General features: G+C 70.1%; 24 protein-coding genes. 16 read left to right on the top strand and 8 right to left on the bottom strand.

The window, feature by feature from the left end; genetic code table 11:
* Window positions 1–540 precede the first annotated feature (540 nt).
* The gene (locus ACZ6K0_RS18380; RefSeq protein ID WP_469230788.1) at window positions 541–1,449 is read left to right on the top strand and encodes a hypothetical protein; all 909 of its coding nucleotides are present in this window, start codon (window positions 541–543) and stop codon (window positions 1,447–1,449) included.
* Window positions 1,450–1,507: 58 nt separating this feature from the next.
* Here ACZ6K0_RS18380 and ACZ6K0_RS18375 read toward each other — a convergent pair whose 3' ends face one another.
* From ACZ6K0_RS18375 to ACZ6K0_RS18345, 7 genes are all read right to left on the bottom strand, one after another.
* Window positions 1,508–2,272, bottom strand: coding sequence for a hypothetical protein (locus ACZ6K0_RS18375; RefSeq protein WP_469230786.1), 765 nt, complete (start codon window positions 2,270–2,272; stop codon window positions 1,508–1,510).
* Between the two features lie 14 nt (window positions 2,273–2,286).
* The gene (locus tag ACZ6K0_RS18370) at window positions 2,287–2,637 is read right to left on the bottom strand and encodes a hypothetical protein (RefSeq protein WP_317876296.1); all 351 of its coding nucleotides are present in this window, start codon (window positions 2,635–2,637) and stop codon (window positions 2,287–2,289) included.
* Window positions 2,634–2,780 (bottom strand): hypothetical protein, encoded by a 147-nt coding sequence (locus ACZ6K0_RS18365; RefSeq protein WP_317876297.1) that lies wholly within the window; start codon window positions 2,778–2,780, stop codon window positions 2,634–2,636. Before ACZ6K0_RS18365 ends, ACZ6K0_RS18370 begins: the two co-directional genes overlap by 4 nt.
* 17 nt (window positions 2,781–2,797) lie before the next feature.
* On the bottom strand, window positions 2,798–3,043 hold the full coding sequence (locus ACZ6K0_RS18360) for a hypothetical protein (protein WP_317876298.1): 246 nt from the start codon (window positions 3,041–3,043) through the stop codon (window positions 2,798–2,800).
* Window positions 3,040–3,861 (bottom strand): zinc finger domain-containing protein, encoded by an 822-nt coding sequence (locus ACZ6K0_RS18355; RefSeq protein WP_469230783.1) that lies wholly within the window; start codon window positions 3,859–3,861, stop codon window positions 3,040–3,042. Before ACZ6K0_RS18355 ends, ACZ6K0_RS18360 begins: the two co-directional genes overlap by 4 nt.
* Window positions 3,858–4,673 carry a hypothetical protein gene (locus ACZ6K0_RS18350; protein ID WP_469230781.1) on the bottom strand — a complete coding sequence of 272 codons (816 nt, stop codon included), beginning with the start codon at window positions 4,671–4,673 and terminating at the stop codon, window positions 3,858–3,860. Before ACZ6K0_RS18350 ends, ACZ6K0_RS18355 begins: the two co-directional genes overlap by 4 nt.
* A 156-nt stretch (window positions 4,674–4,829) precedes the next feature.
* The gene (locus ACZ6K0_RS18345) at window positions 4,830–5,117 is read right to left on the bottom strand and encodes a hypothetical protein (protein WP_469230779.1); all 288 of its coding nucleotides are present in this window, start codon (window positions 5,115–5,117) and stop codon (window positions 4,830–4,832) included.
* 166 nt (window positions 5,118–5,283) lie between these two features.
* Between ACZ6K0_RS18345 and ACZ6K0_RS18340 the strand changes: the two genes are divergently transcribed.
* Complete coding sequence (locus tag ACZ6K0_RS18340) at window positions 5,284–5,814, top strand: hypothetical protein (protein WP_469230777.1); 531 nt, start codon at window positions 5,284–5,286, stop codon at window positions 5,812–5,814.
* A gap of 100 nt (window positions 5,815–5,914) precedes the next feature.
* A complete protein-coding gene (locus tag ACZ6K0_RS18335; protein ID WP_469230760.1) occupies window positions 5,915–6,133 on the top strand; it encodes a hypothetical protein in 219 nt (72 codons plus the stop codon).
* A gap of 59 nt (window positions 6,134–6,192) precedes the next feature.
* Here the strand turns inward: ACZ6K0_RS18335 and ACZ6K0_RS18330 are convergent, their stop codons facing one another.
* Complete coding sequence (locus ACZ6K0_RS18330; RefSeq protein WP_469230754.1) at window positions 6,193–6,477, bottom strand: hypothetical protein; 285 nt, start codon at window positions 6,475–6,477, stop codon at window positions 6,193–6,195.
* 633 nt (window positions 6,478–7,110) lie between these two features.
* Between ACZ6K0_RS18330 and ACZ6K0_RS18325 the strand changes: the two genes are divergently transcribed.
* From ACZ6K0_RS18325 to ACZ6K0_RS18265, 13 genes are all read left to right on the top strand, one after another.
* Window positions 7,111–8,109 carry a helix-turn-helix transcriptional regulator gene (locus tag ACZ6K0_RS18325; protein WP_469230752.1) on the top strand — a complete coding sequence of 333 codons (999 nt, stop codon included), beginning with the start codon at window positions 7,111–7,113 and terminating at the stop codon, window positions 8,107–8,109.
* Between the two features lie 200 nt (window positions 8,110–8,309).
* Window positions 8,310–8,876, top strand: a complete 567-nt coding sequence (locus tag ACZ6K0_RS18320) for a Uma2 family endonuclease (RefSeq protein WP_376406947.1) — start codon at window positions 8,310–8,312, stop codon at window positions 8,874–8,876.
* Window positions 8,877–9,149: 273 nt separating this feature from the next.
* A complete protein-coding gene (locus tag ACZ6K0_RS18315; protein WP_469230750.1) occupies window positions 9,150–11,882 on the top strand; it encodes a BTAD domain-containing putative transcriptional regulator in 2,733 nt (910 codons plus the stop codon).
* 570 nt (window positions 11,883–12,452) lie between these two features.
* Window positions 12,453–13,484: a LuxR C-terminal-related transcriptional regulator gene (locus ACZ6K0_RS18310; protein WP_469230748.1), complete on the top strand. Its 1,032-nt coding sequence runs from the start codon at window positions 12,453–12,455 to the stop codon at window positions 13,482–13,484.
* Window positions 13,481–14,113 (top strand): pyridoxamine 5'-phosphate oxidase family protein, encoded by a 633-nt coding sequence (locus ACZ6K0_RS18305; protein WP_376406941.1) that lies wholly within the window; start codon window positions 13,481–13,483, stop codon window positions 14,111–14,113. The genes ACZ6K0_RS18310 and ACZ6K0_RS18305 overlap by 4 nt, the downstream gene beginning before the upstream one ends.
* Before the next feature lie 163 nt (window positions 14,114–14,276).
* Window positions 14,277–15,149 carry a diiron oxygenase gene (locus ACZ6K0_RS18300; RefSeq protein WP_024755840.1) on the top strand — a complete coding sequence of 291 codons (873 nt, stop codon included), beginning with the start codon at window positions 14,277–14,279 and terminating at the stop codon, window positions 15,147–15,149.
* The gene (locus tag ACZ6K0_RS18295) at window positions 15,146–15,985 is read left to right on the top strand and encodes a class-II aminoacyl-tRNA synthetase family protein (protein WP_469230746.1); all 840 of its coding nucleotides are present in this window, start codon (window positions 15,146–15,148) and stop codon (window positions 15,983–15,985) included. Before ACZ6K0_RS18300 ends, ACZ6K0_RS18295 begins: the two co-directional genes overlap by 4 nt.
* Complete coding sequence (locus ACZ6K0_RS18290; RefSeq protein ID WP_469230744.1) at window positions 15,982–16,575, top strand: holo-ACP synthase; 594 nt, start codon at window positions 15,982–15,984, stop codon at window positions 16,573–16,575. The genes ACZ6K0_RS18295 and ACZ6K0_RS18290 overlap by 4 nt, the downstream gene beginning before the upstream one ends.
* On the top strand, window positions 16,572–16,805 hold the full coding sequence (locus tag ACZ6K0_RS18285; protein WP_030219305.1) for a phosphopantetheine-binding protein: 234 nt from the start codon (window positions 16,572–16,574) through the stop codon (window positions 16,803–16,805). Before ACZ6K0_RS18290 ends, ACZ6K0_RS18285 begins: the two co-directional genes overlap by 4 nt.
* A 21-nt stretch (window positions 16,806–16,826) precedes the next feature.
* The gene (locus ACZ6K0_RS18280; protein WP_469230741.1) at window positions 16,827–17,651 is read left to right on the top strand and encodes a class I SAM-dependent methyltransferase; all 825 of its coding nucleotides are present in this window, start codon (window positions 16,827–16,829) and stop codon (window positions 17,649–17,651) included.
* Window positions 17,651–18,640: a 3-oxoacyl-[acyl-carrier-protein] synthase III C-terminal domain-containing protein gene (locus tag ACZ6K0_RS18275; RefSeq protein ID WP_376406933.1), complete on the top strand. Its 990-nt coding sequence runs from the start codon at window positions 17,651–17,653 to the stop codon at window positions 18,638–18,640. Before ACZ6K0_RS18280 ends, ACZ6K0_RS18275 begins: the two co-directional genes overlap by 1 nt.
* Window positions 18,640–18,906: an acyl carrier protein gene (locus ACZ6K0_RS18270; RefSeq protein ID WP_024755834.1), complete on the top strand. Its 267-nt coding sequence runs from the start codon at window positions 18,640–18,642 to the stop codon at window positions 18,904–18,906. Before ACZ6K0_RS18275 ends, ACZ6K0_RS18270 begins: the two co-directional genes overlap by 1 nt.
* Entirely contained in the window at window positions 18,903–19,784 is an 882-nt protein-coding gene (locus ACZ6K0_RS18265) for a hypothetical protein (RefSeq protein WP_469230739.1), read from the top strand. The genes ACZ6K0_RS18270 and ACZ6K0_RS18265 overlap by 4 nt, the downstream gene beginning before the upstream one ends.
* Window positions 19,785–19,884: the final 100 nt, after the last annotated feature.

Genomic DNA, 19,884 nt, shown 5'->3' with positions numbered 1-19,884 from the left:
ACGCCGGAGGCGCTCCCGACTCTAGGTCACGAATCGATAACGGCGCAAGCGGTTGTCGAGCGAGATGCTCGTGTCGACCGGCATCGTGTGCAGCGGCCCTCGCTGTGCCGCCGCACTGCGCGCAGGAGGACACGCCGTCCCTTAGCGCCCCGATGTGGCTTCCGCCCGGGAGAGGGAAAAGGGGGAGTAGCGACCCGCTTCAAAAAAACCGAACACCCGAGTACGGCGTGCGGGCTTGGTCCTCGACTCGATCACTAGAGCAGGTGGTCGATTCGAGCAGCCATGCCGCCGGATCGACCACCCTTCCCAGGAAGGCGAATTGGTCCGTATGGAAACGGTCGGTTGGGCTACGGCGGCGGTGGCCGGACTCGGTGGATGTGCACTCGTTGTGGGGTATGCCCTTGATCAAGTGCCCGCCCTCGCAGACAAGGCAGTACGAGCCATCGCCGCGGTGCGCCGCTTGCGCGACGAGTGGCGGCGAGGTTGATGGGTGTCCGCGCACGAGCAGTGCGGTCCGCAGCGGGACCGTACCGTTTCCCCATGACCTTCCCGCCGCAGCCCCCAGTACCCAAGACGTCAGATGTGCAGCCCACGCCCCGGCTGCTGGAACGGTCAGCCGAAGCGATCACCCGCGCGGTGACGCAGGCCGAGGAAGCGCTGAGTCGCGGTCGCAAGGGCCGAGGTCGCTTGCTGGACTTGGCCGCGATCAAGGACGGGGCGAGCGGGAACAAGCAACAGGCGAGACTCTGGCTTTACGAACTACTCGATCAGTCTGTCGACCTCGCGCAGCGCAATGCGTTCGATCACTTGCGGGCGCTGCCCGCCGACATCACCCGCGAGCCCGCCCCCGGTCTTTCGCACCTGACCCTCGTCCGTGCAGCCATGGAAGCGGGCGGAATGTTCAACTACCTGACCGATCGTGACGTCAACGTGCACGAGCTGCTCGCGAGGATCGCCGGACTTCGACTAGCCGACATCGACAGTGCGAAGCGGTTCGCGGCCTCGCACACTGGGCGCCCTGACCTGGTTGCCATCGTGCAGAAAGCCGAGACAGAACTGCTCGACCTGCTCGCTGCTGCCGGGATCACACACAAGAAGGACAAGAACGGCAAGCCCCTGAAAACCGAGATCGATGGCCACTCGGCAGATGGCGACATGAAGATCGCCAAAGCTGCACGGGCGTTCATCGGGCATGACGAGCACGACCCGTACAACCTCCTGTCGGGGGGTGCCCACAGCCGGTCATGGATGCTCAGCGGAGCAGCCGAAGCAGCGCCCGCCGGGTCCATCCTCTACATGTTGTGGTTTGTCGAGACTCTGCTGATCGCATGGCTTGAACGATGGGCGGCGTACACCGAATTCGAGCCCGAACCGACCGTATCCAAGATCGTGCAGAGTCTCCGCTTCACCATCTCGCGGGCCGCGACGGGTGACTTCAACGCCGCCTGAGCACAAGGAAAACCGGCGCCCGCCCCCGACTTCTACCGGGAGCGGGCGCGGTGCGCGTTCACGCAACTAGGCTGCCGATGTCCACGCCGAGCGCGGCGATCAGCTCGGGAAGGTCGTCCCACTCCCACACCCGCGCCCGCTCCGTGCGGTCGAGGGGAACAGGGGCCGAGCAGGTGTGCCCGCCCGAGCAGGTCACGGTCGGCGGCCCGTCGGGTGCACTGCGCAGGGTGAGCTCGCCCTCGCACCACGGGCACGGCTCGGGCAGCAGGGTCTCGCGCTGGTCGAGGCCGAGCGCGCGCAGCACCCGGGCCTCGGCGATCCGCGCCGTGCGCCGCGCTTCGTGCAACAGGTGCAGCGGCAGCACTTCGAACGGCGGGGCGCTCACTGCGCCGTCGAGCTCGCGCTCGGGCGCGGTGTCCTCATCCTGCACACGCCCCTCGATCCACACGCACGCCCAGTGCAGCCCGTGCGCTCGCGATCCGGTCGCGCGCCGACTGTCGGGTGCGCTCGGATCGGCGCACAGCCATGCACGGGGGTCGCCCTGCTCGGTGCGCTGCACTGCGGCGGCGAGCGTGTCGGCGAGGTCGAACACGAGCCGCTCGACGCCGCGGCCGGCGTCGAGGGCGCCAAGATTGAGCGGGGCGGGGTGCTCCCTCAACACCAAGGGGGCGCGGTCCTCGACGAGCAGCTCGTTGTCGCCCTCGCGCATGGTGTGCGCGAGTTGGCGCGGTGGCCAATGGTCGGCCGGCGGTTCCTCGATCGCGAGCAGCAGCTCGGCCCACCGGCTCCGGATCGTCCGCAGCGCGGTCACAGTTTCTTGCACAGCCTGTGCGTAACTCATAGGTGTACACCCCCGGTTGTGGTCGTCCGCAACGCCTCGGCCTCGGTGGCGTACTGGTCGCGCTCGGCCTCGGTCTCGACGATTGCCTGCTCGGCGGCGGCGACGCGGTGCCTCAGTCGCAGTGCGGCGGCCTGCTGCCCGCCGGCCGAGCGGCGGAAGTTGTCGCAGTCGGCGATCTCGGCCTCGACGAGCTGCCGCAGCCGCGCCGAGTCCTCGGGGCCGAGCACGCCGCGGTCGGCGCGTGCGAGCAGGACGCGGGTTGCTCGGCGTCGGTCCTCGCGTACCGCCTCGCGGGCATCGCTCCGACCGCGCCGAGACCGGGTGCGGGTAGGGGTGTTCGTGGTCATGGTGTGGTCTCTCCGTTCTCGGCTCGGCGCGGCGTCGTCGAGCAGGTGGTGCAAGTTGTCAGGCACGGCCGGCGGCCGAGGCGGTCGTCGATCCGTACCGCGTAGGTGGGGGCGGCGCCGAGGGCGAGCAGGGTTGGTCTCACGGGGTGATTCCTCCGTCTCACGGAGTGGTTTCGCTGTCCGGTCGAGCACGACACAGCAGTCGGTCGAGGGCGCGCCGAGCGCCGCGGGTTTCCCGCGCGCGAGGCGCGACCGGTCGCGCCGGGTAGCTGTCGGTCATGTGCCATCCGTCGAGGGCGAGGCGGTCGGCGAGGGAAGCGACGACGAGCGAGGCGAGGTGCGGGTGCACGTCGAGCTCGTCGGTCAGGTGCGCGGCTATCACGGCGCGTGCGGCGGCGGGGATCATCGGGCCTCGCCCCCGCCGCTGGTGTGCCGAGCGCGAGCGTCTCGTCGAGGCGCGGGCGGTTGGCACATGATCCGAGCGAGGCGCACCTGCTCGTCGTCTGCCTGCTCGCCGTCGCTGCGGTGGGCGAGCAGTGCCTCGACGCGCGAGGGGTGCACGCCGTTGAGCGGTCGCCGGCCCTTCCCGCGGTTGCGGAAGCTGCTTCGGCATTGCGCGTCGACGGTGGCGAGGCAGTAGGGGCATGGGACGCCGAGCGGGTCGGGGATGCCCTCGGCGACGAGCTGCTCGCGCCGCGCGCGGGCCGGCCGAAAGTGAGCGAGCTCGGCGGCGACATGCGCGGGCAGGTATCGGCGAGGGCCGTCGCCGACTCCGGACATGAGCGCGGCGAGGCGTTTCTGCCCTGCTGCGTTGATCTCGGCCCGGTACTGCGAGGGCGTGGCGTGTCCGCGGGCGACGGCGGCCCGGGTGCCGAGCAGTTCCTCGCGCCATGCTGCGGGGTCGTCGGGGTTGGCGGCCGGCACGGGGTCGGTGTGCCGGTTCATGAGCTCGGCCCGATGCGGCCCCCATGCGGCGAGCAGGTCGTGCGGCTCGATCGGCCGGTACTGCGAGGATCGGTTCCCGCCCTGCTGCTCGTAGTAGCGGCGGGTCGCGCGGGCAGCGTCCCATGCGACATCCGGCATGGTGGCCGGGACATCGGCGACGGCGGCCGTCCATTCCGCGATGGTGCGGGCGGACTGCTGCGGATCGGCGAGGGCACGGCGCACCCGCGAGTCGAGCGTTCCGGCGAACGCCAACAGGGCGGCGATCTGCTGCTCGTTCATGGGGTGCTCTCCTTCTGTGCGTTGATTAGGGCGAGGCCGGCAGCGAGGTTGTCCGCGTAGCTCGCGGTCGACGACGTCTGTCGGGGCGCCGGGCTCGATGGGCGGTCGAGGTCGGACCAGACCTTGAGCCAGTAGCGGGCCGCTTTCGGGGCCTCGCCCGGGACGGTGCGTCGGGCGGCGAGCCCGACCAGGGCCTCGACGCCGTGTTGCTGCATCAACCGGTAGACGTCGCGCATCTCCCCGAGGCCGAGGGACCACCGGACGGTGATCGAGGCCGCGGCGAGGGCGTCGTCGAGCGGGCGCAGTTCGGGAATCAACGCTGCCGAGCTCACGCGCGGCTGCTGCTGAGGTTGTGGTGAGTAAGTAGGTACGTTCTGGGGGCCGCTCACCGACCCCCCGGGGCCCGATCCTCGGCCCTCCCCCGGACCGGTATCCGATCCCCCCGGGGCCGATGTCCGGCCCTCCCCGGGGCCGCTCACCGGCCCCCCGGGGGCCGATTCCCGGCCCGGGCCGAAATCCGGTCCGGGCCGATCCTCGGCCCCCTGCTCATCGAGGAGCGGCAGACGATAGACGGTCTCGCCGCCGGGCCCGACCCACCCCTCGACGACGGCGAGCTCACCCGAGGCGAGCAGGGCGTCGACCGCCTGCCGGACGGTGGAACGGGCGGCGCGGGTCCGCTGAATGAGCGCGGCCGTACCGGCGTAGGCGACGCCGTCGGCGCCGGCGCGGTCAGCTATCGCGAGCAGGACCAGACGAGCGGCGCCTCGGGCGCGGGACCGGGTCCATACCCAATCTGTCGCGGCGAGGCTCAACGGAACGTCTCCTTGCGGGATTCGGGTCGCCGGGTGGCTCGGGCCGTCCGGCGATGGCGGCGGGTGTGTGCTTGGCGCAGCGGTTGCCGACGATGTAGCGGCGGGTGCCGATCGCGTGGCAGTAGGCGCCCACGGCCCCGTTCCAGAAATCGCAGATCACGCCGCGGGCCCGGATTCGCCCACGTACCGGGCGTAGACCACGTGGCGGGCGACGTCCTTCTCGACCACCGTCCGGGCAATCGCCTGGAACGAGCCCGCCGGGGCGTACGACGCGAGCTGAGCGGACCGGATGGCTTGAGCGGCCGAGGATGCTCGCGCGCTCGTTTCCTTCTCTTGGATCTCGGCCCACTGGTTGGGGTGCGCCTTGAGCTGCGCGACGAGTAGTGCGTGCTTGGTGTTCCGCTGCCTGCTCGGCGGCGGGCCGGCGATGAACTTGACCGTCACTTGATCCCCCTCCTTCTGTCCATGAACGCGAACAGGCACAGCGCGAACCATGTCCGGAACGCTTAGAAAGTCTGTTCGTGTTCGCGAACAGGACCAACGTAGGCAGGGCAGAAACCCAACGTCAACGCACTTAGGAGGTGTGCAACCGGGCAAGATCGCTGGTTAGATGAGACTGTTCGCGTTCTGCGACAAGAACGGAGATGAGACCGTGTCGGAGAGCGACACCCCCATAGGCGGGCCGGCGGCCGATGGGGCGGACGAGCCCGCCCGTGCCGGCGAATCGGGCGGCTACCCCTTTGCGGACATGGTCAAGGCGGGGCTAGACGTGAGGGGCGAGACGCTGCGGAGTTTCTCCGAGCGGGCCGTCGACCCCGAGACCGGCAGGCGCATCCCGCACAACCAGCTACCGAAACTGGCGAAGGGGGAGGGGTACCGGCGCGAGCGATGGCTCGTCGGCGCCGTTGCCGCCGCCCTCGGCCGCCCGCTCGAACAGGTCCAGCGGGCCGCGTCGGAGGAGTGGACGGGGCTGCGAGTCGGAGACCCGTTGCGAGCGAGCACGCCCACTACAACCGTTGTCGTGGCTTATGAGTCTGGGACTACGGCTGATGATCTTCCCTTGCTTAAAGAGAAGCTAATAAGCCTCGGCCTCGGGAACATCCGAGTGGTGTCGGCAGAGGTCGGTGACTCAGAGGCGTAAGCGCGTGACCTGCGGTGTTTGTGCGGGTATGTTGGTTGAGCTCTTGCCTCGGACATATGTTCGAGTGTCGGGGCTTCGCCATGCCACAAGGGGGGGCATCTTGTACCGCGTCCGCCGTACCCGACTCGACGACCAAGCGCCGGCCGCAGGCGCTGCCGATGCCGCCGAACGTCACATCTTGATCGACGACCGGCACATCACCGACACCGGCGCCATCGCCCTAGAGCTCGTGCTGAACGCCCTTCCCCCCACTGGGGGCGGCAGCGATCGAGCTAGCGGGCCGCAACCCAAGAGAGACCCCGGCAAGGCGCAGGGCTGAGACGGCGGAAGGGGCCCCACGGTGCGAACCGTGGGGCCCCCTTCCTTGTCTGCGGTTGCTCAAGTCGACCCTGGGAAGCCGTTCCCGGGTAGGTAGTCGGTCTGCCTTAGGTGGGCGGCTACCTCCTCAAGCGCATGGACGAAGCCGGCGCTGCGCTCGTCAGCGTCGGACCCCTTGGTTCGTTCCGTCTCTCTTTCGGCCCACTGGCTCAGGTGCATGGCGATGTGCAGGTGGTTGCGGTACAGCTCTGCGGCCGGGCCGCTGAGCGCATTCCGCGCTCGCTCCTCGTCCCAGTCGAGTTCGCTTGTGTCGAAGTCGAGCAGCTCCGCGTCAGAGTGGTGCATTGGGCCCCTCTCTCGGAAATACACACATTCCGGTCATCTTGCCCTGAGCTGGGGCCCTCATCAACAAGGAAGGGGGCGCGCTGTGCCCGCTGCGCGACCCTTCCCGGTTCGTGGCGGATAGTCAGCGTGTGGCCCTCGTGTGGCCGTACTGCTCTGGAGCAGTCGGCACCGGATGACACTCGAACGTGCGGTGAAGCTCTCTGACCTGCACGTTTCGACACTCGCCGGTGCCGACTGGAATCCACCATCACGAACGATCTTGAGCTCGTAATGCGTAGGTCTCGGGTTCGAATCCCGAAGGCGGCTCGGAATTACCCCAGGACTCACTCGCCGTGACCTGGGGTTTTTTCATGCCCGGGTGCGGCTGCGGCCCCCGGGTCGGGTTCCTGGTGTGGGGAGTCTTCGCCCTGCCCGCCCGACTGCGCCCATGAACGGCCGCCCGGTCAGCACGCTGTGTCAGTGAGGCTGGTGGTGCGAATGCTCCGAGCAGCTCTGCTGGGGCCGTTGTGAAGCCTGAGGGATCTGAATATAAACATTCCCCACACGATTGAGTGGCCCGGGTTGGGAAGGCATTCCGCGTTCTTCTCGGGGAGCCATCCTTGAGCGTAGATAGTCGGTGAACATGGGATGTGGATGATGCCGGATGTCTTCGATCAGATCGAATGGAATGTGCGGGAAATTTTTGGGGAGGATCCGATTTGCGTACATGTTGGAAATGTGAAGGAGTGTGACATCAAGCGGCATTATGCTTATTCGAAGTTCCGTGCCGAGGCGATCGCGTCCGGTATCCGATCGGCTCCGAGTTCTCGCCTGTGGGAGTCTTTGATTGCCATGGGGAGGCTGTGTGACCTGAAGGGTGGAGACACGTGGAGACTGGTCATCCTCGACTGCATTGTTCCCTGTTTCCGTTCGCTGTCTTCGAGAATCTCCCGTGATTTTCAAGTCGAGCGTGATGAGATCCGCTCGGGCATGGTGGAAGCCGCCTTGGAGGTCTGGGCGGACACTGTCATGGGGGTTCCGCCGTGCAGCGTCAGGGATCGAATGGTGAAAGCGGCCTTCGAATCGGCCTTCCGGCGCGGGAACGCCTCCTCGCCGGAAACCTTGATGGGTGACGCCGAAGTGATCTTCTCATCAGAAGTGGCTGACCAGGACTCTGCGTTGAGGGCGGCGTCGATCATCGACGTCAATAGTATCCGTGACGCGGCTGTCGCAGAACAGATCAGAGGTGAGCGTTTCGGGGCGCTGCTTCAAGGGCTGGATTGCTTCGATAGCGTGCGGGGTTTTCATGACGAACTTCGCAACGGTCGCCGTTCGGGGTCGATCGGTCAGGCTGTGAAAACCTCGGGGCTGCCTCGATCCGGCATTTCTAACCCGAACCTCTACTATTACGCCTCGGACCTCTACCCTTCGTTCATTGGCCTCCGTGAAGCCGCAGGAGTGATAGGGATCGCCGAATCCGCAGCCCATCGACTCATCAGGGCAGGGCAGTTCCCCTTCCCTGTGGCGAGGGTGGGTCGGAGTTACAGGGTCTCCGTCAGGGCCCTCATGCACTTCAAGGATATTCCGGACACCATCGTTCATGTCGACGATATTGAGAACGGCGCCTTCCATGCGAACGGCGGCGTGCGGTAGGTCGCTTAGTGACCCGTGGTGACGAATTGGAGATACCAGCGCAGGTCGAAAGTGCGGAAACGCTCCGTGCTCGCGGCGGCTGCCGAGTGGGCCGAGGTGCTTACGTCGGCGCTCCGGTATCCGACGTGCCGCGGAAGCCGGGACAGTACGCTGAGTCCAGCGGGATCGGGCCCGCTCGCATGGTGTCCGGGAGGTGCGTCATGACTGCCGAGATGGCAGCCCCTGCGTGGATGCACGAGCAGATCACCGCAGAGCAGTACGACTCCTGGTCCGAGGAGCAGTGTGCGGGGATCGAGATCGTGGACGGGATGGTCGTCGTGAGTCCCAGCGCGTCCAAGCGCCACAATCGGCTGGCTCGGATCATGGCGAATGCCCTTGAGGCCGCTGCGGGGCCGGACTGGAACGCCGATACCGACTTCGATGTCCGGCTTCAGGACGTCCCGCTCACCAACCGTCGTCCCGACGTCGTGGTGTACCGCGCGGACACGATCGACATCACGCCCACCCGTCCCGAGCACGTGCTGCTGGTCGTGGAGGTTGTCTCGCCGGGGTCGGAGACCACCGACCGGATTGTGAAGACGGACCAGTACGCCAAGTCCGGCATCGCCTTCTACTGGAGGGTCGAGCAGGCCGTGACAGGCGTCCCCCTGGTGTACACCTATGTTCTCGACCCCGCGACCAGGGCCTACCGGGACGGGGACGTGTTCACCGGTGTCGTCAAGGTTTCGGCTCCCTTCCCGGTAGAGGTCGACCTCGGCCAGATCTGAGGTCGTGCCGGCCATCCGCAGGGCGGGCGCGTTGTCGCATACCAGGGAAGCTCAGGCGCGGTCACACCCCAGGACTCACTCGCCGTGACCTGGGGTTTTTTCATGCCCGGGTGCGGCTGCGGCCCCCGGGTCGGGGAGTGGACCCCTTGCTTGGCCCATTGGTCTAGTCCAAACTGATCGATTGACGAAGCCTCTGCAGAGTCGGCCACGCACGCCCGCAACGCCGCCCCGGTCATGATCGACAGGTCGCGGTCATCGGATGAGGGGGATGCCATGTCAGAGAGGACGGCGGCCACGGGGCTTCCCCGGGGAGGTCCGGCAGGCGAGGCGGGGCCGTTCGGCGCACGGCTCCAGTCGTTCCGCAGACGGGCCGGACTGAGCCAGGAAGTGGCCGCGGCGCGGGCCGGGATCAGTACCAGGGCGCTGCGCGACATCGAGCGCGGCCGGGTCCGGCGGCCCCAGTCGCGCACCCTCCAGCGGCTGGCCGAGGCGCTCGGGCTGACCGTCGGCGAGATGACGGACCTGCTGACCGCCGCCCGCACCGGGCCGCCGCGCGACGCCGTCCGGCCGCGCCTGCTGATCCTCGGCCCGCTCTCCCTCCAGCGCGGCCAGACCCCCGTCCCCGTCACCAGCCCCATGCTGCGCCGCCTGCTCGGACTCCTCGCGCTCAAGCACCCCGAGCCCTCCACCCAGCAGGAGATCACCGACACCCTCTGGCCGTCCGGGCCGCCCAGCTCCCACCAGAGCCTCGTCCACACCTACGTCAGCCAGGTCCGCCGCCTCCTCGAACAGGGCGCGCTGCGGACCGTCCCGCCGCCGACCGTCGTCCGGACGCCCACCGGCTACCTCCTTGAGGCCGCCCGGAACCAGATCGACCTCGGCCACTTCGACGAACTCCTCGCCCGGGCGAAGCGCCTGCTCCGCTCCCGCGACCCCGCGGCCGCGTACGAGTCGCTGACGCAGGCCCTGCAGTGGTGGCGCGGACCCGTGCTCGCCGACGCGGACCCGGTGCTGCGCCAGCACCCCGCCGCCGTCGTCGCCAACGAGCGGCGGGTCACGGCCGTGCTCCTGCACGCGGATACGGCGCTGCTCCTCGGCCGGCCCGAGGAGACCGTCCCGGTGCTCTGGGACATGGTGAACGCCGAGCCCCTGCACGAGGGTCTGCACGCCCGGCTCATCCTCACCCTCGCCAGCTGCGGCGAACAGGCCGCCGCCCTCAACGTGTTCAACCGCCTCCGCGACCGGCTCGACGAGGAACTGGGCATCGCGCCCAGCGCGGAGGTCCGCGACGCACAGCTGCGCGTACTGCGCCAGCAACTGCCCCACGCGCTCCGCCGCCCCGACCGCCCCGCGCCGCCGCCCGACCGCACGCCCCCCGCCGGCCCCCTCCCGGCCCAACTGCCCGCCCGGGCCGGCTCGTACGTCGGACGGCGGCGGCAGATGCGGGAGCTGGACGCCCTCGTCTCGCCCGACCCGGCCAGACGCACGCACATGGTGGCGGTCGTCGGCGCGCCCGGCGTCGGCAAGACGGCCCTCGCCAAGCACTGGGCGCACGCGCGGCGCGAACACTTCGAGGACGGGCAGCTCTTCGTCGACCTGCGCGGCCACTCCCCGCTCCCGACCATGCGCCCCGGCGACGTCCTGGCGCAGTTCCTCCGCGCCCTGGGCGCCCCGCCCGACCAGCTGCCCGCCGACGAGGACGAGGCCGCCGCGCTGTACCGCACGCTGCTCGCCGACAAGCAGATGCTGATCGTCCTGGACAACGCGCGCGACGCCGAGCAGGTCAGACCGCTCATCCCCGGCGCCCAGGGCTGCGCGGTGGTCATCACCAGCCGCAGCCGGCTCGCCGGTCTCGTCGCCAGCGACGGCGCCCGCCAGCTCGTCCTCGACGTCCTCGATCCCGACGAGGCCCGGCAGCTCCTCGGCAGCACCATCGGCGAGAGCCGGGTCGCGGCCGAGGAGGAAGCGGCCCGCAGGCTCGTACGGGTCTGCGGCGGCCTGCCGCTGGCCATCCGGATCGCCGGCGCCAACCTCCTCGCCCGCGACGCCGGCATCGCCGACTACTGCGCCGAGTTAGCCGGCGACGACATGCTCAGCCGGCTGCGCATCGAAGGGGACCGGCGCTCCACGGTGCGGGCCGCCTTCGACCTCTCGTACCGCGAACTCCCCGCCGCGGCCCAGCGGACGTTCCGCCTCCTCAGCCTGATACCCGGCCCCGACGTCACCGTCGCCGGCGCCGCGGCGCTCACGGACGCCACCCCGGCCGCGGCGGCCGGACTGCTCGTCAGCCTGACCAACGCCCATCTCGTACGGGAACGGGCCCCCGGCCGGTTCGGGCTGCACGACCTGCTGCGCTCCTACGGCCGCGAGCTGGTCAGCCGGGACGAGGCGCACGCCGCCCGGCAGCGGCTCTTCGACTGGTACCTCCACCACACGGACGCGGCCGCCCGGCTGCTGTACCCGGCGGAGGCGGCGGAGTCGGTCATGGAGCCGTCCGCCGCCACGGCGCCCGCGGGCGCGCTCGTCTTCGCGGACCGGGGGCAGGCCTCGGAGTGGCTGGACAGCGAGCGGGAGAACCTGGCCGGCGCCGTCCTCCAGGCCTCCGGCGTCGGCTTCACCGCCATCGCCTGGCGGCTGGCGGAGAGCCTGCACGACTATCTGTCGGTGGGGATGTACACGGGCGACTGCCTCAAGGTCGCGACCGCCAGCCTGTTCGCCGCCGTCGCCGACGGCGAGCTGCGGGCCCAGGCCGCCGCCCAGTTGCGGCGCGCCGAATGCCACTGGGTCCTGGCCAACAACGCGCAGGCCATGGAGCTGTTCTGCAGTGCGCTGGAGCTCGCGCGGCAGGCCGACTGGCCCGAGGGGCAGGCGCTCGCTTTGCGCCGCATCGGCGCCGCCCACCAGAGCGACGGCGCGGTGCGGCCGGCCTGCGACCACCTCTCCCGGGCCCGTGAACTCACCCGCTGCGGCACCGGGGCGGAGACGGACGGGGGCCCGCTCGGCTGACCGCCCGGCTCCGGTCGGTGCGCCGAACGTCGGTCGGTCCGGTGCGGTCCGGTCCGGTGCGGGGTCGGTGCGGGTTCGGTCCTGGTGTGGCTCGGTTCGGTCCTGGTGTGGCTCGGTCCGGGCCGGTCCGGTCCCCGTCCGGTCCGGTCCCCGTCCGGTCCGGTCCCCGTCCGGTCCGGTCCCCGTCCGGTCCGGTCCCCGTCCGGTCCCGGTCAGGTCCCCGTCCCGTCCCCGTCCGCTTCCGGCGGCAGGACCAGGACTCCGGCAGTTGCCCCGGTTCTGCCGGTTACCCGGGGGTCGCTCGCCCGCGACCGGCAGAACCGTAGGTCAGCACCGGTGCGCGCGGCCTTCCGGGGGCTTCCGTTCCTCTGGTCCGGCTGTAGGAGCCCGCCCAGGCCGGAACCGTACGGTGGCCGCACCGGAAGGCCGTTCCCCGTGCCGATTCATGAGGTGACACGTTGCCACAGCTCACGTTGGCCTCCGCGGCCACCCGTGCCCAGCGCGTTCCGGGACCCTCTCCTTTCGGTCATGCCCACAGCCCGCACCATCCGCGCGTTCAGAAAGGTGACGATGGAATCCCCGGCACAGACCCCACGTCAGGAAGCCCGGCGCGCAGCCGAGGTGAACGAGTTCGTGGTCGCGTTCTACGAACGCACCATCGGACGTGCCGACTTCAGTCCGTCCGGGATCGCCGAAGAGCTCGGCGTCCCGCGACAGTACGCCGAGCAGGCGGTCGGCGTGCTGCGTGAATTACGTCTGGTCAAGCCGTCGGAGGGCGACGCGGACCGGCTGGTCGCGGTCAGCCCGGAGGCCGCCCAGATGGAGCTGCTGATCCCCCTGGAGCGGGAGATCCTCGACAGCCGCAACCGACTCGAAGGATTCAAGGGGCAGTTGAACTCCTTCGTGGCGGCCTTCCAGAAGCAGGCCAGGACCCGTCGCGCCGAGCCGGTGGTGATCACCGACGACCGGGAGGAGATCGAGCTGCGTCTCCTGGAGGCCGCCCAGGGCTGCACCGCCGAGGTCCTCGTGATGCAGCCCTGTGTGGCCCGCGAGACCCCCGAGTTCCGGCTGGCCCGTCCGCTGGTCCTGGAGGCCGTACGGCGCGGGGCGCAGGGACGGATCCTCTACCCCCACACCGCCCGCGGCGACTCCGACACCCGCGCGCACCTCGGCGAACTCCTGCCCGCGGGCGGGCAGGTGCGCACGGCCAACGAGGTGCCCGACCGCTTCCTGGTCTTCGACCGGAAGACGGCGTTCATCCCGGCCGGCGAGGGCGACGCGATCGCCGTCGTCTACGACGGCGCCGTCGCGGCCTTCCTGGCCGGACTGCACGCCCGGGTCTGGGAGTCCGCGTTCGACTTCGACTCCGGCGCGGCCGGCTACGCCGGGACGATGGGGGACCTCAAGGCGACCCTGCTCGACCTGCTGGCCTCCGGGGCCAAGGACGAGGTGATCGCGCGCCGGGTCGGCATGTCCGAACGGACCCTCCGCCGCCATGTCGCCACGATCATGCAGGACCTGTCGGCCTCCAGCCGCTTCCAGGCCGGCGTGCTGGCCGCCCGTACCGGCCTGGTCGACCTGGCCCTGCGGGGTGCCGCATGAGCCGCTACGACCGACTCGCGTACACCCCGTCGGTGCGCCGGGTCCAGGAGGAGATGGGCAGCGCCACGGCGACCGACCGCCGTCTGCGGGAGCCGGTCGGGGAGGCCGATCCGCTCACCGGCGCCGAGGTCGAGTTCATCCGGAGCCTCGACGGCTTCCTGTTCGCCAGCGTGGGCGAGACCGGCTGGCCGTACATCCAGTTCCGGGGCGGTCCGCCGGGGTTCGTGCACGTCCTGGACGAGCACACCCTGGGGTATCTGGACGTCCGGGGCAACCGGCAGTACATCACCACCGGCAACGTGCGCGGCAACGACCGGGTCGCGCTCTTCTTCATCGACCACGCCCGGCAGACCCGCCTCAAGGTGTACGGCCGCGCGACCGCCGTCTCGGCCGGCGAGAACCCCGCGCTCGTCGAGCGCCTGGACTCGCCGCGTACCGACGGCACCGTCGAACAGCTCGTCACCATCCGGGTCGAGGCCTTCGCCTGGAACTGCCCCAACCACATCACCCCGCGCTTCAGCCAGCGCGAGGTCTCCGAAGCCCTGGCACCGGTCCGTGAGCGTCTCGCACGCCTGGAGCAGGAGAACGCCGCCCTGCGCGCGGAACTGGCGGACCGGCCGGCCCGCTGACCGGCATGCCCGGTGACGGACCGGCCCGCTGACCGGCATGCCCGCCGGCGGCCCGGCCCGCTGACCGAATTCGGCAGCCGGTTTCGGTCCTTGAGGGAACACCCTTCGGAATCCCATTCTGGATTCAGCAAAGAGCCCTCGAAGCGAACGGAGACATCGCGCGATGGTCAGCGAAGTGATCGACCGAAACGACCGGTTCCGGGGAATCCTGGACCGGCTCGCCACGAAGTCGATCGATGACTACTACAACCCGTACCGGCTGTTCGAGTGGCCGGACCGACTGCCCGAGGACATGTGGTGGATGAGCCCCGAGCTCACCACCACGTACGGGACGGAATGGGCTGAGAAACTCACTCCGCAGCAGCTCCACACGCTTTCCAAGCACGAGAGCATCAATTTCTACAGCCTCAATGTGCACGGCATCCGGGAACTGCTCATCGAGGTGGTCGCCCGGATTCACACCGCCGGTTTTGAAACGCCTTCGGAGTTCTTCCACCACTTCATCGGCGAAGAGAACGAGCACATGTGGTTCTTTGCCGAATTCTGCCTCCGCTACGGCGGGAAGATCTACAAGCAGCCCGCCGGCGGCGCGGAGGTGGCCGGCTCCTCGGCCAAGATCCAGAGCCTGCTGGTGTTCACCCGCATCCTGATCTTCGAGGAGCTGGTCGACCACTTCAACTCGGCGATGGCCGAGGACGAGCGGCTGCACGAGACGATCCGCGGCATCAACCGGATCCACCACCAGGACGAGTCCCGGCACATCGCCTTCGGCCGCGAACTGGTCAGCCTGCTCCACCAGGACCTCAAGGAGACCGCCACCGAGCAGGAACTGGACGAGATCTCCACCTATCTGCGCCGCTACCTGAAGCACAGCTTCGACTCGCTCTACCACCCGCAGGTCTACCGCGACGCCGGCCTGGAGAACCCGCACGAGCTGCGCCGGTCCCTGATGGAGTCGCCGGCCCGCGCCGAGGCCGAGCTGCGCACCTTCCGCAAGACCGCCAAGTACCTCGAGAAGACGGGACTCATCCGATGAACCGCCTGACCGGGAGCGACGGCGCGCCCGCACTCGCCATCCTCGGCCCGCAGGCCACCCGGCTCGTCAAGGAGCTCGACGGGATCTTCGCCGGCTGGGGAGTCACGGCCGGCGCCGAGGAGATCAGCGCCCCGCCGCTCTTCCCGGTGACCGACCTGGAGAAGTTCGACGTCTACACCAACTTCCCCCAGCTCGCCTGGGTGGCCGGCTCGCTCGATCTGAACGACGATCAGCACAAGCCGGTGGAGGGGAAGTTCGGCCCCGGCGCCGTCACCGAGGCGCGGTACGGGCTGCCGCACGCCACCTGCTACGGCGCGTACCTCTTCCACGAGGGCGACCGGGTCGCCGACGACTCCCTGGTGACCCTGGTCAACCGCTGCTTCCGCAACGAGGACCACTACGGCGGGCTGCGCCGCCTCGCCAGCTTCCAGATGCGCGAGATCGTCGCGCTCGGCACCTTCGACCACACCCAGCAGGTCATCGCCCGCTTCACCGAGCGGATCCAGGCCTTCGTCGGCGCGCTCGGCATCGACCTGGGCAAGGTGCCGGCGGGAGACCCGTTCTTCCGCAACGACAACGGCCGCGCCCTGATGCAGAAGCTCAGCCCGGTCAAGTACGAGTTCCAGTACGGCGACCTGGCGATCGCCTCCGTCAACACCCACCGCAACTTCTTCGGCGAGCGCTGCGACATCCGGCTGGAGTCCGGCGAGCACGCCTACACCTCCTGCGTGGCCTTCGGGCTCGAGCGCTGGATCGCCGTCCTGACCGAGCACTTCGAGGAAGACCTCGACGCCGCGCTGGCCGCCGTGCGCGCCGCCGCCGCGCCGTCGTCGTGACCCAGCCGCTGATCGGCGTCGACCTCGTGCCGTTCGCCCGGGTCCGCGAGCTCCTCGATCCCGGCATCGGGCCGCTGCTCAGGCGGTACCTCTCCGCCGAGGAGCTGAGCGTCTCCCGGACCCCGGACGGAGCGCCCGACCAGGCCAGGATCGCGGGAAGGCTGGCCGCCAAGGAGGCCGTCTTCAAGCTCCTCGGCGCCGTGGGGCGGCCGGTTCCCTGGCAGGGCATCGAGGTCCTGCGCGGCCCCGGCGGCCGACCCGGGATCCGACTCTCCGGCAGGGCCGCCGAGTTGGCCCGGGATGCCGGACTCGGCCCGATCGACGTCAGCATCAGCCACGACGCCGGCTTCGCCATCGCCGTCGCGGCCTCCTCCACCGTGCTCGATCACCCTCGCTCGCACGTCGAGCCCGTCTCGCGCGCCGAGCCCGTCTCGCGTGATCCGGCCCCGCGCGTCGAGCCCGTCTCGCACGTCGAGCCCGTCTCGCGTGATCAGGCCCGCCCGCGCGTCGAGCCTCTCGCGCACGCCCACTCCCTCTCTCCCGACCACCCCATCTCGCAGCAGTCAGCGACTCCGAAGGGAATGCCATGAGTTCCGCAGGTATCGACAAGGTCCGGGACTGGATCCTCGGCCGTCACCCCGAGCGCACCGAGCTCGCCTCCGACGTCGACCTCATCGAGAGCCGGCTCGTCGACTCGCTCGCCTTCGTCGAGCTCGTCTACACCATCGAGGACGCCGCGGGCGTCGAGATCGACTTCGACAACATCGACATCGAGGACTTCCAGACCCTCGCGACCATCGAGAAGGCGTTCTTCGCCTGATCCCGAGGAGGGATCTTCACCATGGATGCAGTCTCGTACACCGCACAGTGGATGGCCGCGGCCCGCGCGCAGGAGTCCGAGCGGGAGGACGCGCTGTTCGTCGACCCGCTGGCCAAGGACCTGGCCGCGCCCAGGGGCTTCGAACTGATCGAGCGCTACGCCGGCGGCGGTCTGCTGCCGTTCATCTCCATCCGGACCCGGTTCCTGGACGACGCCATCCGCGACGTCCTCGCCGAGGGCGGGATCCAGCAGGTCGTGCTGATCGCGGCGGGCATGGACACCCGGGCGTTCCGCCTCGACTGGCCCGAGGGCACCGAGCTCTACGAGGTCGACCACGCCCTGCTGATCGCCGAGAAGCGCCGCCGGCTCGACGCCCTCGGGGCCACGCCGCGCACCGACCGGCGCGAGGTCTCCGCCGACCTCACCAAGGAGTGGCTGCCCGACCTGGAGGCCGCCGGCTTCGACCGCAACCGCCCGACCCTGTGGGTCGCCGAGGCGCTGACCTTCTTCCTCACCGAGGACCAGGCCGCCGGGCTGCTCCAGCTGCTCGCCTCCGCCTCGGCGCCCGGCAGCCACCTGGCCTTCGACATCCTCGGCCGCGCCCTGCTGCGCAGCCCGTTCTCGAAGCGCTGGCTGGACACCCTCGCCGCCGACGGCACGCCGTGGATCTTCGGCAGCGACGAGCCCGAGGAGTTCCTCACGGCGAACGGCTGGAAGACCACCGACCTGCGCGAGCCGGGCCAGCCCGGCGCCGGCGAGGGCCGCTGGCCGTACGAAGTCCAGCCGAGGGACCGCCGCGGTGCGAACCGGCTGTGGCTGATCCGCGCCGAGATAGCGACGGCCTGATGGGTCAGCCGACCACGGCCACCCCGGCCGCGGACCGCCTGATCACCCTGGAGCGGATCGAGTCGTACCTGCCCGAGCGCAGCGTGCGGATCGAGGAGCTGGGCGAGCGGCTGGGGCTGCGCCGGGCCGAACTCGGGGTGTTCCGGAAGTTCTACGGCCTGGACACGCTCCGCTTCGACCCCGAGCTCCCGCTGCTCGACCTCCTGCGGCCCGCCGCGCAGGGCGCCCTGGCCGCCCTGCCGGAGGGCGGCCGGGTGGACTACCTGGCCTACGCCCACGTCACCCAGGCCGTGGCCCCGGCCGACGTGGACATGGCCCAGGTGGTCAGCGACGACCTCGGTCTCGCCGGTACCGAGGCCTTCGGCCTCAGCCACCAGGCCTGCGTCAGCAGCCTCGGCGCCATCGAGGTGCTCGGCGAGCTGCTGCGGGCGGAGGGCGCCGAGGGCGCGTACGCCCTGATGGTCACCGGTGAGCAGGCGTACTCGCCGATGGTCCAGCTCGTCCCCAACACCTCGATCATGGCCGACGCCGCCGCCTCCTGTCTGATCACCCTGGACGGCGAGGGCGATGTCGTCCGCTCCTTCGCCACCCGGACGCTGGGCGAGTACGCGCAGTGGCTGGAGCTGACCGCCGAGCAGAACACCGAGTTCGGCGAGCAGTACGGCAAGCGGATCTCCGAGGTCATCCACCAGGCCCTGACGGAGGCGGGACTGACCCTCGACGACGTCGACCTGGTGATCCCGCACAACGTCAACAAGCTGGCGTGGCGGCAGACCATCAAGGAGCTGGGGGTGGCTCCGGAGAAGGTGTTCCTGGACAACGTCCCGCGCTACAGCCACACCTTCGCGTCGGACGTCTTCGTCAACTACACCACCCTGCGGGACGCCGGCCGTCTCGTGGACGGCGCCCACTACCTGCTTGTCTCCGTCGGCCTGGGCGCCACCTTCGGCGCGATGGTGATCACCCACCGCGCGGGGGGCGAGAAGTGATGAACCGTCAGGAAATCCTGCTCGTCATCGAGAAGGCGCTCAGCGAGGTCCTGGAGCGGCCGATCAGCGGCCTCACGGAGGAGACCGCGCTCTTCGACGAGCTCCAGCTCGAATCCATCGCCGTCCTGGGTCTCCTGATGACCGTCGAGGAGGCGACCGGGATCGCGGTCGACCCGGACGAGCTCGACATCGACCACCTGCGGACCATGCGGTCCTTCGCCGACTACGTCGAGGCCGCACTCCGCGAAGCAGAGGGGACGTCATGAGCGGACTCGCCGTCCGGGCCGCCGCGGCGGTGCGCTCGCCGCGGGGCCGGGCGCCGGCCGACCGCCCGGCCGCGCTCGACTACTACCGCGACCTGCTCACCCCCTTCGGGGAGAAGCCGGACGAGGAGCTGCTGAACCGGGGTGCGCACGTCTACCACCGGGACCTCGCGGACCTGCTCGTCGCCGACGAGGGCGTCGGCCGGAGCCGCCCGGAGCTGCTGATCGTCACCCACGCCCTTCCGGACGTGGTGCCGTTCACGGCGGTCGCGCCGCACCTGACCGGTCGCCTCGGCGGCCGGGCGGCCAACTTCGCGATCGCCGAGCAGGGTCTGGCCGCACCCTTCACCGCGCTGCGGATCGCCTCGGCGTACCACCGCGCGGGGCGGGCAGCGGAGGTCGTGCTCGCGGTCCTCGAACAGACGACCCTGCCGACGCCCTTCCCGCTGGTCCAGGAGACCCCGCTGATCGACTCGGCCGCGGCGCTGGTCCTCGGGACCTCCGGTGACGATGCCGGGGCCGGGGCCGGGGCCGGGGCCGGGGCCGGAGCTGGGGCCGGGACCGGTGACGATTCCGGCCTGCGGTTCGTCCGGGCGCACTCGGCCGGTTCGGCGGCGGACGCCCTCGGCGAGGACGCCCTGGGCGCGGACCTCGGGGAGGACGGCACGCTCCTCGTGCTCGGGCCCTGGGTCACCGAGGACCTCCCGGAGCGCTCCGCCGTGCGCCGGGTGGCCCCCGGCAGCTACTGCACCAGCCTCTGGCTGGAGCTGGCCGACCACTGGCAGGAGTGGCGGGACACGTACCGGCGCGTCGTCCTGTGCGACACGGACCCGCGCTCCGGCCGCAGCCACGTGGCGCTCTTCGCCCACGGCGAGGGGTGACTCCCGCGCGGCCCCCAGGGGGTGAGCTCGTCCACCACGTCCCCGCCGTGGTGGACGGGCTCGCTCCCGGTTGGCCGTACGCGCCCTCGTAGGGGCGTTT

The sequence above is a fragment of the Streptomyces sp. NPDC042346 genome, from assembly GCF_055581845.1.
The sequence above is the reverse complement of the archived record's forward strand: the minus strand, read 5'-3'. Positions and strand labels throughout refer to the sequence as shown.

Bases quoted from the DNA above. Each gene is read 5' to 3' on its own strand.
- ACZ6K0_RS18270 (WP_024755834.1), top strand. From the start codon at position 18,640: ATGAACCGTCAGGAAATCCTGCTCGTCATCGAGAAGGCGCTCAGCGAG.
- ACZ6K0_RS18310 (WP_469230748.1), top strand. From the start codon at position 12,453: ATGGAATCCCCGGCACAGACCCCACGTCAGGAAGCCCGGCGCGCAGCC.
- ACZ6K0_RS18275 (WP_376406933.1), top strand. From the start codon at position 17,651: ATGGGTCAGCCGACCACGGCCACCCCGGCCGCGGACCGCCTGATCACC.
- ACZ6K0_RS18285 (WP_030219305.1), top strand. From the start codon at position 16,572: ATGAGTTCCGCAGGTATCGACAAGGTCCGGGACTGGATCCTCGGCCGT.
- ACZ6K0_RS18305 (WP_376406941.1), top strand. From the start codon at position 13,481: ATGAGCCGCTACGACCGACTCGCGTACACCCCGTCGGTGCGCCGGGTC.
- ACZ6K0_RS18330 (WP_469230754.1), bottom strand. From the start codon at position 6,477: ATGCACCACTCTGACGCGGAGCTGCTCGACTTCGACACAAGCGAACTC.
- ACZ6K0_RS18325 (WP_469230752.1), top strand. From the start codon at position 7,111: ATGATGCCGGATGTCTTCGATCAGATCGAATGGAATGTGCGGGAAATT.
- ACZ6K0_RS18380 (WP_469230788.1), top strand. From the start codon at position 541: ATGACCTTCCCGCCGCAGCCCCCAGTACCCAAGACGTCAGATGTGCAG.
- ACZ6K0_RS18295 (WP_469230746.1), top strand. From the start codon at position 15,146: ATGAACCGCCTGACCGGGAGCGACGGCGCGCCCGCACTCGCCATCCTC.
- ACZ6K0_RS18300 (WP_024755840.1), top strand. From the start codon at position 14,277: ATGGTCAGCGAAGTGATCGACCGAAACGACCGGTTCCGGGGAATCCTG.
- ACZ6K0_RS18360 (WP_317876298.1), bottom strand. From the start codon at position 3,043: ATGATCCCCGCCGCCGCACGCGCCGTGATAGCCGCGCACCTGACCGAC.
- ACZ6K0_RS18370 (WP_317876296.1), bottom strand. From the start codon at position 2,637: ATGACCACGAACACCCCTACCCGCACCCGGTCTCGGCGCGGTCGGAGC.
- ACZ6K0_RS18340 (WP_469230777.1), top strand. From the start codon at position 5,284: ATGAGACTGTTCGCGTTCTGCGACAAGAACGGAGATGAGACCGTGTCG.
- ACZ6K0_RS18265 (WP_469230739.1), top strand. From the start codon at position 18,903: ATGAGCGGACTCGCCGTCCGGGCCGCCGCGGCGGTGCGCTCGCCGCGG.
- ACZ6K0_RS18320 (WP_376406947.1), top strand. From the start codon at position 8,310: ATGACTGCCGAGATGGCAGCCCCTGCGTGGATGCACGAGCAGATCACC.
- ACZ6K0_RS18280 (WP_469230741.1), top strand. From the start codon at position 16,827: ATGGATGCAGTCTCGTACACCGCACAGTGGATGGCCGCGGCCCGCGCG.
- ACZ6K0_RS18315 (WP_469230750.1), top strand. From the start codon at position 9,150: ATGTCAGAGAGGACGGCGGCCACGGGGCTTCCCCGGGGAGGTCCGGCA.
- ACZ6K0_RS18355 (WP_469230783.1), bottom strand. From the start codon at position 3,861: ATGAACGAGCAGCAGATCGCCGCCCTGTTGGCGTTCGCCGGAACGCTC.